This window comes from Streptococcus infantis (assembly GCF_047460875.1).
GTDB lineage: Bacteria > Bacillota > Bacilli > Lactobacillales > Streptococcaceae > Streptococcus > Streptococcus infantis_AA.
In genome coordinates this window covers 336,444-348,423 of record NZ_JASHFI010000001.1, presented here as the reverse complement: position 1 = coordinate 348,423, position 11,980 = coordinate 336,444, and the positions used below count along the sequence as shown (strand labels likewise).

12 protein-coding genes and 2 tRNA genes are annotated in these 11,980 nt (G+C 39.4%); all 14 read left to right on the top strand.

Annotation, left to right across the window (positions count from 1 at the left end; all coding sequences use genetic code 11):
• Window positions 1-48 precede the first annotated feature (48 nt).
• Window positions 49-1,071, top strand: coding sequence for a branched-chain amino acid aminotransferase (locus tag QM887_RS01710; RefSeq protein ID WP_414267249.1), 1,023 nt, complete (start codon window positions 49-51; stop codon window positions 1,069-1,071).
• 21 nt (window positions 1,072-1,092) lie between these two features.
• Window positions 1,093-3,060, top strand: coding sequence for a peptide ABC transporter substrate-binding protein (locus tag QM887_RS01705; RefSeq protein WP_414270218.1), 1,968 nt, complete (start codon window positions 1,093-1,095; stop codon window positions 3,058-3,060).
• A gap of 35 nt (window positions 3,061-3,095) precedes the next feature.
• The gene (locus QM887_RS01700; protein ID WP_414270217.1) at window positions 3,096-3,785 is read left to right on the top strand and encodes a DUF969 domain-containing protein; all 690 of its coding nucleotides are present in this window, start codon (window positions 3,096-3,098) and stop codon (window positions 3,783-3,785) included.
• On the top strand, window positions 3,782-4,705 hold the full coding sequence (locus QM887_RS01695) for a DUF979 domain-containing protein (RefSeq protein WP_414270216.1): 924 nt from the start codon (window positions 3,782-3,784) through the stop codon (window positions 4,703-4,705). The genes QM887_RS01700 and QM887_RS01695 overlap by 4 nt, the downstream gene beginning before the upstream one ends.
• A gap of 13 nt (window positions 4,706-4,718) precedes the next feature.
• Window positions 4,719-5,363, top strand: a complete 645-nt coding sequence (pcp, locus tag QM887_RS01690) for a pyroglutamyl-peptidase I (RefSeq protein WP_414270215.1) — start codon at window positions 4,719-4,721, stop codon at window positions 5,361-5,363.
• A gap of 134 nt (window positions 5,364-5,497) precedes the next feature.
• Complete coding sequence (locus tag QM887_RS01685; RefSeq protein ID WP_075229097.1) at window positions 5,498-5,728, top strand: DUF2969 domain-containing protein; 231 nt, start codon at window positions 5,498-5,500, stop codon at window positions 5,726-5,728.
• A 49-nt stretch (window positions 5,729-5,777) separates the two neighbouring features.
• A tRNA-Tyr gene (locus tag QM887_RS01680) sits at window positions 5,778-5,858 on the top strand.
• 9 nt (window positions 5,859-5,867) lie between these two features.
• Window positions 5,868-5,939: transfer RNA gene (locus QM887_RS01675), tRNA-Gln, on the top strand.
• Window positions 5,940-6,102: 163 nt separating this feature from the next.
• Entirely contained in the window at window positions 6,103-7,305 is a 1,203-nt protein-coding gene (rpsA, locus tag QM887_RS01670) for a 30S ribosomal protein S1 (RefSeq protein ID WP_414270214.1), read from the top strand.
• Window positions 7,306-7,390: 85 nt separating this feature from the next.
• Window positions 7,391-7,888, top strand: coding sequence for a GAF domain-containing protein (locus QM887_RS01665; protein WP_414270213.1), 498 nt, complete (start codon window positions 7,391-7,393; stop codon window positions 7,886-7,888).
• The gene (gene dnaX, locus QM887_RS01660; protein ID WP_414270212.1) at window positions 7,888-9,552 is read left to right on the top strand and encodes a DNA polymerase III subunit gamma/tau; all 1,665 of its coding nucleotides are present in this window, start codon (window positions 7,888-7,890) and stop codon (window positions 9,550-9,552) included. Before QM887_RS01665 ends, dnaX begins: the two co-directional genes overlap by 1 nt.
• Before the next feature lie 22 nt (window positions 9,553-9,574).
• Window positions 9,575-9,769 (top strand): DUF3272 family protein, encoded by a 195-nt coding sequence (locus QM887_RS01655; protein ID WP_006153320.1) that lies wholly within the window; start codon window positions 9,575-9,577, stop codon window positions 9,767-9,769.
• A gap of 150 nt (window positions 9,770-9,919) precedes the next feature.
• Entirely contained in the window at window positions 9,920-10,690 is a 771-nt protein-coding gene (gene sufC, locus QM887_RS01650) for a Fe-S cluster assembly ATPase SufC (RefSeq protein WP_000114489.1), read from the top strand.
• Between the two features lie 27 nt (window positions 10,691-10,717).
• Window positions 10,718-11,980 (top strand): Fe-S cluster assembly protein SufD, encoded by a 1,263-nt coding sequence (sufD, locus tag QM887_RS01645; RefSeq protein ID WP_414270211.1) that lies wholly within the window; start codon window positions 10,718-10,720, stop codon window positions 11,978-11,980.

The following is an 11,980-nucleotide window of genomic DNA, read 5'->3' as shown; positions in this document are numbered from 1 at the left end:
ATAGTGTAGAATAGAACACAAAGCCTGATTAGAATAAAGGAGATTGTCATGACAGTTACGATTGATTGGGAAAATCTCGGTTTTTCCTATATGAAACTACCTTATCGTTATATCGCTTATTTTAAAGATGGACAATGGACTCAAGGAGAATTAACAGAAGATGCGACCTTGCATATCTCAGAATCATCTCCAAGTCTTCACTATGGACAGCAAGCATTTGAAGGATTGAAAGCCTATCGTACAAAGGATGGTAGCGTACAACTCTTCCGTCCAGATGAAAATGCTAAACGTCTACAACGTACCTGTGATCGTCTCTTGATGCCACAAGTTCCAACAGAAATGTTTGTAGAGGCTTGTAAAGCCGTTGTTCGTGCTAATGAGGAATACGTACCACCTTATGGAACTGGTGGAACCCTTTACCTTCGTCCACTCTTGATTGGTGTTGGAGATATCATTGGGGTAAAACCAGCTGAGGAGTATATTTTTACCATCTTTGCTATGCCAGTTGGAAATTACTTTAAGGGTGGATTGGTTCCAACAAACTTCTTGATTCAAGATGAGTATGACCGTGCTGCACCAAATGGAACAGGGGCTGCCAAGGTCGGTGGGAACTATGCAGCTAGTCTTTTGCCAGGAAAAATGGCTAAATCCCGTCATTTCTCAGATGTTATTTATCTTGACCCTTCAACTCACACCAAGATTGAAGAAGTTGGTTCAGCAAACTTCTTTGGAATTACAACTGATAATGAGTTTGTAACCCCATTGAGTCCATCAATCTTGCCATCCATTACCAAGTACTCATTGCTTTACTTGGCAGAGCATCGTTTGGGCTTGAAACCTGTTGAGGGGGATGTACCAATTGATAGTCTTGATCGATTTGTAGAAGCAGGTGCCTGCGGTACTGCAGCAGTAATTTCACCTATTGGGGGAATCCAACACGGTGATGACTTCCACGTTTTCTACAGTGAGACAGAGGTTGGTCCAGTGACTCGTAAACTATACGATGAATTGACAGGTATCCAATTTGGTGATATTGAAGCACCAGAAGGTTGGATTGTAAAAGTAGATTAAAAATTATTAAAGGAGTTCTTTATGAAAACGAAAAAGTGGATGTTAACAGCAGGAGTGGTCCTGAGTACAGCAGTTCTTCTTGTAGCTTGTGGAAAAGATGACAAGGAAGCAGATGCACCTACAACTTTCTCTTATGTCTATGGAGTAGACCCATCATCTTTGGACTACAGTATCGCAACTCGTACTTCAACAACGGATATCATCGGTAACGTCGTTGATGGATTGTTGGAAAACGATGAATATGGGAATTTGATTCCTTCCCTTGCTGAGGATTGGAGTGTCTCACAAGACGGTTTGACTTATACTTATAAACTTCGTAAAGGGGTTAAATGGTACACTTCAGAAGGTGAAGAATACGCTGAAGTAACTGCGCATGACTTTGTTACAGGATTGAAACACGTAGCAGATGGCAAATCAGACGGTGTCACTCTTATTCAAAACTCAATCAAGGGCTTGAATGAATATATGACTGGTGAGACTAACGACTTCTCAACAGTTGGGGTTAAGGCAGTAGATGATTATACTGTTGAGTACACTCTAAATGCACCTGAAACTTTCTGGAATTCAAAAGTAACTTCAGCAACTATGTTGCCAGTAAATGAAGAATTCCTCAAAGCATCAGGTAAGAATTATGGAACGGTTAGCCCATCAGGTATCCTTTATAACGGTCCATATATCTTGAAGACTTTAACTTCAAAATCTTTAATCGAATATGAAAAGAACCCAAATTATTGGGATAAAGAGAAGGTTAAAATCGAGAAAGTTAAATTAACTTACTATGATGGTTCAGACCAAGAATCCTTGATCCGTAGCTTCTCTTCAGGTGTTTACACAACAGCTCGCCTCTTCCCAAGTAGCTCAAACTTTGCTTCTACTTTGGAACAATACGGAGATAAAATTACTTACAGCCCACAGGATTCAACTAGTTACTACTTTACCTTTAACGTAAACCGTCAATCTTTCAATAAGACAGCGAAAACAAGTGAAGAACAGAAAACTTCTACAAAAGAAGCAATGTTGAACAAGGACTTCCGTCAAGCAATCAACTTTGCCTTCAACCGTCATTCTTATGCTGCCCAGCTCAATGGTGAAGATGGTGCGGACAAGATTATTCGTAATAGCTTAGTACCAGACAATTTCGTTCAATCTGGTGGTAAAAACTTTGGTGATATCGCTCAAAAAGAATTGGTCAACTATGGAGACCAATGGAAAGGTGTTGAGCTCGTTGACGGAAAAGATACCATCTACAATCCTGACAAAGCCAAAGCTTCATTTGAAAAAGCTAAGAAAGAATTGGAAGCAAAAGGTGTAACCTTCCCAATTCACTTGGATGTTCCAGTTGAGCAAACAGATACCATTGCTGTTCAACAAAGCAATTCCTTTAAACAATCAATCGAGTCAACACTTGGTTCTGAAAATGTCGTGATCGATGTTCTTCAAATGACTGATAACGAGAAGGAAAGCATTACATCTCAAGCACGTGTTCCTGCTCAAAAAGACTATGACTTGAACAGTACTGGATGGGCTCCAAGCTACCAAGATCCAGCAAGTTATCTCAATATCATGGATCCTAAGACTGGTTCTGCTATGAAACACCTTGGTATTACTAAAGGAAAAGACAAAGAAGTAGTAGCTCAACTAGGTTTGGACGAATATAAGAAACTCTTGGATGATGCAGTTTCTGAGAAAAATGACTTGGATAAGAGATATGAAAAGTATGCTAAAGCTCAAGCATGGCTCACTGATAGTTCTATCTTGATGCCAACAGCTTCATCAGGTGGTTCACCAGTTGTCAGCAATATTGTTCCTTTCTCTAAACCATACTCACAAGTTGGTATTAAGGGTGATCCATACATCTTCAAGGGAATGAAATTGCAAAAAGAGATTGTATCTGCTAAAGAATATCAAGCAGCTCTTGAAAAATGGCAGAAAGAAAAATTAGAATCAAACAGTAAATACCAAAAAGAACTAGAAAATCATGTCAAATAAAATAGACTGGTATTTTTGGAATAAAGGAAGATTAAATGGAATGGATTAAACTAATAGGGATAGCTATCATTGTGGTTGGTTTTATCTATAAATTAGATACCATCGCAACGGTAGTCTTAGCTAGTTTAGTTACAGCTTTAGTCTCAGGTGTTTCGCTTCTTGAATTCTTAGAAATTCTAGGAAAAGAATTTAGCAATCAACGTGTTCTTACGATTTTTATGGTAACCCTGCCATTGGTTGGCTTATCAGAAACTTTTGGCCTCAAGCAACGTTCGATTGACTTGATTCAAAAGATAAAGGGACTAACAGTTGGAAGTTTTTATACAGTGTATTTATTTTTTCGGGAACTCGATGGTTTCTTTGCCATTCGTCTTGGAGGACATCCGCAGTTTGTAAGGCCTTTGGTTCAACCTATGGGACAAGCAGCAGCAGAGTCTCAATTAGGTAGAAAATTAACGGAGCAGGAGAGCGAAGCGCTAAAAGCGCGTGCAGCAGCAAATGATAATTTTGCAAATTTCTTTGCTCAAAACACTTTCGTTGGTGCAGGTGGTGTCCTCTTGATAGGGGGCACACTGGACCAATTAGGTTACGAAAGTAATTATGCAGGAATTGCTTCAGCTTCGCTTATAGTTGCAGGAATTGCCCTATTTATAGTTGGGATTTACAATTACCTGTTTGATAGAAAACTGCTAGCAAATAAGGTTAGTAAAGGGAAAGAAGAATGACCAATCTAGCAAGACAGTTATTAGAGTTGACCTATATTGTGATTGGTTGTCAATTCCTTCATACAGCTTATTGTAGCTATAAAGATAAAACAAACCCAGTTCGCTTTGGAACGGCTGGGTTTTGGGCTTTATTGGGCATCAGTTTTATCGGTGGTTCCTATCTACCTTCTGTCTGTATTGGAGTTATCGTAGTGCTATTAGCCCTGCTAACTCTCTTTAAACAGGTTCGTATCGGCACCTTACCGTCTCTGGATGAAGTCAAGGCAAATATTGAAGCTAAACGACTAAAGAATAAAATTTTTATTCCAGTCATGTTAATGGCTTTGATTGCTCTGGTATTAGCAAAAATGATCCCTGAGTTTAGTAAGATTGCTATCAGTCTTGCTGCATTTTTCGCAACCATCTCTCTTTTATTGATTACTAAGAGTTCTCCTAGAAGTTTGTTAGCAGAAAACAATCGCATGGTGCAACAAGTTTCAACCAGTGGGATTGTGCCTCAACTTTTAGGTGCTTTAGGGGCAATATTTACCGTAGCAGGAGTTGGAGACCTGATTTCTCACTTGATAAGTGGTTTAGTTCCATCGGGCAGTCGTTTTATGGGTGTGGTAGCTTATGTCCTTGGGATGGTTTTATTCTCCATGATAATGGGTAATGCCTTTGCTGCCTTTACTGTTATTACTGCTGGAATTGGAGTTCCCTTTGTATTTGCCTTGGGAGCTGATCCAATCGTGGCTGCAGCTCTAGCAATGACGGCAGGTTGCTGTGGAACCTTATTGACTCCAATGGCGGCTAACTTTAATGCTTTACCGGCAGCTCTCCTGGATATGAAAGATCCAAATGGGGTTATCAAAGCGCAAGTAGGAGTAGCTGTTATCATGATTATCCTACATATATTCTTGATATACTTTTTGGCATTTTAGTAAAGGAAATAAAATGAAAATATTAGTTACAGGTTTTAATCCTTTTGGTGGTGAACAGGTCAATCCAGCTCTAGAAGCTGTTAAATCATTACCGTCTGAAATCAATGGTGCAGAGCTTCATTGGGTAGAAATCCCAACAGTCTTTTATAAATCAGCAGAAGTTTTAGAAGCAGAAATAAATCGATACCACCCAGATGTGGTGCTTTGCATCGGACAAGCAGGAGGAAGAGCGAGTTTAACTCCCGAGAGAGTCGCTATCAATCAAGATGATGCTAGAATTCCAGATAACCAAGGAAATCAGCCGATTGATGAACCTATACGCATGGATGGAGAAGTTGCCTATTTTAGCACACTCCCTATTAAAGCGATGGTACAAGCCATAAAAGAGGAAGGGCTACCAGCTACAGTTTCAAATACAGCAGGAACTTTTGTTTGCAACCATTTGATGTATCAGGCTCTCTATTTAGCGGATAAGAAATTTCCCCATATGAGAGCAGGTTTTATGCATATTCCCTATATGACAGAACAAGTGGTAAATAAGCCTAATACTGCATCCATGTGCTTAAGAGATATTGTCAGAGGTATCGAGGCAGCTATTAGAGCTATCGTAGACTATAAAGATAAGGACTTGAAGTTAGTAGGTGGAACAACCCATTAATAATGAGTCATCTCTAGATAAAAAATTCTAGATTTTTTACAAAAACTCTGTATCAAGCTTGTTTTGGTATAGAGTTTTTTCTTGCCAGTTTTCTAAATTTCTTGTAAAATAGGAAGAGTGAAAAGAGGTAGAGTATGAGTAAAAAAGATAAAAAAATTGAAATTCAATTAACGGATGCAACTGTTTTGGTTGGAAAAGAAAAGTATGACGGTTACACTTTAACCATTGGTAAAAAGATCATTGGTGAAATTGCCGAATTAGACAATCAATTTGCGATCATAAAGAATGGAAATGTCGATAGTTTTTATAAAAAACTTGAAAAAGCTGTGGAAATTTTGATTGAAAACTATAATTTAGCAAAATAATGCTTGTTTTTTGTAAATTTTCATGATATAATAGACTCTGTTAATTGTCGGAGAGATAGCGAAGAGGCTAAACGCGGCGGACTGTAAATCCGCTCCTTCGGGTTCGGGGGTTCGAATCCCTCTCTCTCCATCTTGTTTTTGGGGTATAGCCAAGCGGTAAGGCAAGGGACTTTGACTCCCTCATGCGTTGGTTCGAATCCAGCTACCCCAGTTCTTAGGTAATAAATTCAAGATAAAAAGAAAAATATCTTAGGGTATTTTATTTTTATAATTGAAAGACGTGAATGATATGAACATGTCCTTGCGGGTGCTTAGGAAAAAAATTATAAGTATGTCAAGCTGAAGAAAAGCTTGATTGTTGGAGGATTTTTTAGATGAACGAATTTGAAGATTTGCTAAATAGCGTTAGCCAAGTTGAGCCTGGTGATGTTGTTAGTGCTGAAGTATTGACAGTCGATGCGACTCAAGCTAACGTTGCAATCTCAGGAACTGGTGTTGAAGGTGTCTTGACTCTTCGCGAATTGACAAACGATCGCGATGCAGATATCAATGACTTTGTAAAAGTAGGTGAAGTATTGGATGTTCTTGTACTTCGTCAAGTAGTTGGTAAAGATACTGATACAGTGACATACCTTGTATCTAAAAAACGCCTTGAAGCTCGCAAAGCATGGGACAAACTTGTAGGACGCGAAGAAGAAGTTGTTACAGTTAAAGGAACTCGCGCTGTTAAAGGTGGACTTTCTGTTGAATTTGAAGGTGTACGTGGATTTATCCCAGCTTCAATGTTGGATACTCGTTTCGTACGTAACACTGAGCGTTTTGTAGGTCAAGAGTTTGATGCTAAAATCAAAGAAGTTGACGCTAAAGAAAATCGCTTCATCCTTTCACGTCGTGAAGTTGTAGAAGCAGCTACTGCAGCAGCTCGTGCTGAAGTATTCGGTAAATTGGCTGTTGGTGATGTAGTAACTGGTAAAGTTGCTCGTATCACAAGCTTCGGTGCTTTCATCGACCTTGGTGGTGTTGATGGATTGGTTCACTTGACTGAATTGTCACACGAACGTAACGTTTCACCAAAATCAGTTGTAACTGTTGGTGAAGAAGTTGAAGTGAAAATCCTTGATCTTAACGAAGAAGAAGGACGTGTATCACTTTCACTTAAAGCTACAACACCTGGACCATGGGATGGCGTTGAGCAAAAATTGGCTAAAGGTGACGTTGTAGAAGGTACAGTTAAACGTTTGACTGACTTCGGTGCATTTGTTGAAGTATTGCCAGGTATCGATGGACTTGTTCACGTATCACAAATTTCACACAAACGTATTGAAAATCCAAAAGAAGCTCTTAAAGTTGGTCAAGAAGTTACTGTTAAAGTTCTTGAAGTTAACGCTGATGCAGAACGCGTATCACTTTCTATCAAAGCTCTTGAAGAACGTCCAGCTCAAGAAGAAGGACAAAAAGAAGAAAAACGCGCTCCACGTCCACGTCGTCCAAAACGTCAAGAAAAACGTGATTTTGAACTTCCTGAAACTCAAACAGGATTCTCAATGGCTGACTTGTTCGGAGACATCGAACTTTAATCCATTCGAATTTGAATAAAATCCTTTGTTTTTAAAACAGAGGATTTTTCTTTTTTCTACTAGCATTTTTTGATATAATGGTTTTATGTTATATTCAGAAAAAGAATCACTTTATCAAACAATAAATGAACAGCTCTCTTATCTTTTAGAAGGAGAGCCCAATGTGTTGGCTAATCTTTCTAATGCTAGTGCTTTGCTAAAAACAAGCTTTCCAAATACTGTTTTTGCAGGTTTCTATCTATTTGATGGGAATGAACTGATCTTGGGACCCTTTCAAGGTGGAGTTTCATGTGTACGAATCGCTCTTGGAAAAGGTGTTTGTGGCGAATCGGCAGCTAGCCGTCAAACAGTTATTGTTGGTGATGTAAAAATCTATCCAAACTATATTTCTTGCGATAGTAGTGCTCGTAGTGAGATTGTTGTGCCGATGGTTAAAGAGGGACAACTTCTGGGTGTTTTAGATTTAGATTCATCGCTTGTCGATGATTATGATGAAATGGATCAGAAGTATTTAGAAGAGTTTGTATCTATTTTACTAGATAAAACAGAATGGAACTTTTCAATGTTTGAGGAGAAAGTGTAATGTATCAGGCCCTTTATCGAAAATATAGAAGCCAGACTTTTTCACAGCTAGTAGGTCAAGAGGTGGTAGCAAAAACTCTTAAACAAGCTGTTGAACAGGAAAAAATAAGCCACGCCTATCTATTTTCAGGCCCTCGTGGAACTGGAAAAACCAGCGTAGCCAAAATTTTTGCCAAGGCTATGAACTGCCCTAATCAAGAGGGGGGAGAACCTTGCAATAACTGTTATATCTGTCAAGCTGTAACAGACGGTAGCTTGGAAGACGTTATCGAAATGGATGCGGCCTCGAACAATGGGGTGGATGAAATTCGTGATATCCGTGATAAATCAACTTATGCTCCAAGTATTGCTCAGTATAAGGTCTATATCATTGATGAGGTTCATATGCTTTCAACTGGAGCCTTCAACGCCCTTTTGAAAACTCTCGAAGAACCCACTCCTAATGTTGTTTTTATCCTAGCAACGACAGAGCTTCATAAGATTCCTGCAACCATTTTGTCTCGTGTTCAACGCTTCGAGTTCAAATCTATTAGAACTCAGGATATTCGAGATCATATCTTTCATATTTTAGAGAAGGAAGGGATTGCTTATGAAACTGAAGCTGTTGAGATTATCGCTCGTAGAGCAGAAGGTGGTATGCGGGATGCTTTGTCCATTTTAGATCAAGCATTGAGCTTGACTCAAGATGCTAGATTAACAACAGCTGTTTCTGAGGAAATTACTGGGACTATTAGTCTAAGTGCTTTGGATAATTATGTGGCTGCCTTGGCACAAAAAGATGTGACTCGTGCTTTGGAAAATCTTAATTTGATTTTTGATAACGGAAAGAGCATGACCCGTTTTGTAACAGATTTATTGCAATATTTACGAGATATTTTGATTGTCCAAACTGGTGGGGAGAATACTCACTATAGTGATCTCTTTAAGGATAACCTAGGTCTTTCACAGGCTGTTTTGTTCGAGATGATTGGAATTGCAACAAGTAGTTTAGCTGATATCAAGGCTAGCTTACAGCCTAAGATTTATGCTGAAATGATGACCATTCGTCTAGCTGAGCTTGAAGTTAAGCCTGAAATAACAGGTCAAGTCGCTGGTGAATTGGCATCACTAAGAGAAGAAGTTGCAAGATTGAAACAGGCCTTAGCAAATGTTAATACAAGTCCCAAGCAGGCTACATCAACATCAAGTCGCTCAGTTAACACCAAGTCAGTTTACCGTGTAGATCGCAATAAGGTGCATTCTATTCTCCAAGAAGCTGTTGAAAATCCTGATTTGGCCCGTCAAAATCTAATCCGTCTCCAAAATGCTTGGGGAGAAGTTATTGAAAGCTTGTCAGGTCCAGATAAGGCGCTTTTAGTCGGTTCTCAACCTGTTGCAGCCAATGAACATCATGCCATTCTTGCTTTTGAATCTAACTTCAATGCTGGCCAGACCATGAAACGTGATAATCTCAACACTATGTTTGGTAATATCCTCAGTCAAGCAGCGGGATTCTCTCCAGAGATTCTTGCTATATCTATGGACGAGTGGAAAGAAGTCAGAGCAGATTTCTCAGCTAAGGCTAAATCGTCTCAAGGAAACTCTGTTAAGGAAGAGGTTGAACAATCTGTCCTTCCTCAAGGATTTGAATTCCTAGCGGATAAAGTAACCATAGCAGAAGATTAAAAGGATTTTGTGAAATAATACAATGAACAGACAACAATTTATAATCATGGCCTTCTTTACTGCTGCTGAGACTTATTTCTTTAATGAATCCATCATGGAGCAACGGTATATCGTGGCCTTGCTTTGGGCTATTTTGATCCTGAGAAATTTTCGCGTGAGTTATATCATGGGTAAAATTGTGAGCGCTATAGATGATCATTTTCAAGGGAAGAAGTAGCTCCTAGCTTCTAGACAAAATCAAAGCCTTTTAGGCTTTTTTTTGTTATACTATTAAAGTATATTTATTGACCTTTTACCGTATTTTCTAGGGAAATCAAGTATGTTTCTAGTAAGCACTGTAAAGGCCTTGAAAAAGAAAGGAACAATCATGTCAGTATTAGAGATCAAAGATCTTCACGTTGAAATTGAAGGAAAAGAAATTTTAAAAGGGGTTAATTTGACCCTTAAAACAGGAGAAATTGCAGCTATCATGGGGCCAAATGGTACCGGTAAGTCTACTCTTTCAGCTGCTATTATGGGGAACCCAAACTATGAAGTCACTAAAGGTGAAGTCTTGTTTGACGGTGTAAACATTCTTGAATTGGAAGTGGATGAGCGTGCGCGTATGGGACTTTTCCTTGCTATGCAATACCCATCAGAAATTCCTGGAATTACAAATGCTGAGTTTCTTCGTGCAGCCATGAATGCTGGTAAAGAAGATGATGAGAAGATTTCAGTTCGTGAATTTATCACTAAGCTAGATGAGAAAATGGAATTGCTCAACATGAAAGAAGAAATGGCTGAGCGTTACCTCAACGAAGGTTTCTCTGGTGGTGAGAAAAAACGCAATGAAATTCTTCAACTCTTGATGTTGGAACCAACTTTTGCTCTCTTAGATGAGATTGACTCTGGTCTTGATATTGATGCACTTAAAGTTGTCTCTAAAGGTGTCAATGCAATGCGTGGTGAAGGTTTTGGTGCTATGATCATTACTCACTACCAACGTCTTTTGAACTATATTACACCAGATGTGGTACACGTTATGATGGAAGGTCGTGTTGTTCTTTCTGGTGGTCCAGAATTGGCTGCACGCTTGGAACGTGAAGGATACGCAAAACTAGCTGAAGAACTTGGCTACGATTACAAGGAAGAATTGTAATTCCCTCGTATCTTTTAGGAGAAGTAAATGACTAAAGAAACTATTAAACTTTTTTCAGAAATGCACGCTGAACCAAGCTGGTTGGCTGATCTCCGTCAAAAAGCTTTTGACAAGATTGAGAGTTTGGAATTACCAGTCATTGAACGTGTGAAATTCCATCGTTGGAATCTGGGGGATGGAACGATTACAGAAAGCGAGCCATCAGCAAATGTTCCTGATTTCACTGCTTTAGATAATCACTTGAAATTGGTGCAAGTTGGAACGCAAACTGTTTTTGAGCAAATTCCAGTTAACTTGGCTGAACAAGGAGTGGTCTTTACAGACTTCCATTCGGCTTTAGAAGAAATTCCAGAACTTGTAGAAGAATTTTTCATGTCATCAGTAAAATACGACGATGACAAATTGGCAGCCTACCACACAGCTTACTTTAATAGTGGCGCTGTTCTCTATATTCCAGACAATGTCGAAATCACAGAACCAATCGAAGGAATTTTCTACCAAGATAGTGATAGTGATGTGCCATTTAACAAGCATATTCTGATCATTGCAGGTAAAAACTCTAAAATCAGCTACCTCGAACGTTTAGAATCACGCGGTGAGGATAGTGCTAAGGCGACTGCTAATATCACTGTTGAAGTGATTGCACGTTCTGGTGCTCAAGTGAAATTTGCTGCAATTGATCGTCTTGGTGAGAATGTTACTGCCTACATTAGCCGCCGAGGTAAACTAGGTAACGATGCAAGTATTGACTGGGCTATCGGTGTCATGAACGAAGGAAATGTCGTTGCGGATTTTGATAGTGACTTACTTGGAAATGGTAGCCATGCGGACCTCAAGGTCGTAGCTCTTTCAAGTGGTCGTCAGGTGCAAGGGATTGATACTCGAGTAACTAACTATGGTTGCAACTCTATCGGTAATATCCTCCAACATGGTGTTATTCTTGAAAAAGCAACTTTGACCTTCAACGGTATTGGCCATATCATCAAGGGTGCTAAGGGAGCAGATGCGCAACAAGAGAGCCGTGTTCTGATGCTTTCAGACCAAGCGCGTTCAGATGCCAATCCAATCCTTTTGATTGATGAAAATGACGTTACTGCAGGACACGCGGCTTCTATTGGTCAAGTTGATCCAGAAGATATGTACTACCTTATGAGCCGTGGATTGGACAAAGCCACTGCAGAACGTTTAGTTGTCCGTGGTTTCCTTGGCTCAGTTATTGTTGAGATCCCTGTCAAGGAAGTTCGTGATGAAATGATTGCGACGATCGAAGAAAAATTGTCAAAACGCTAA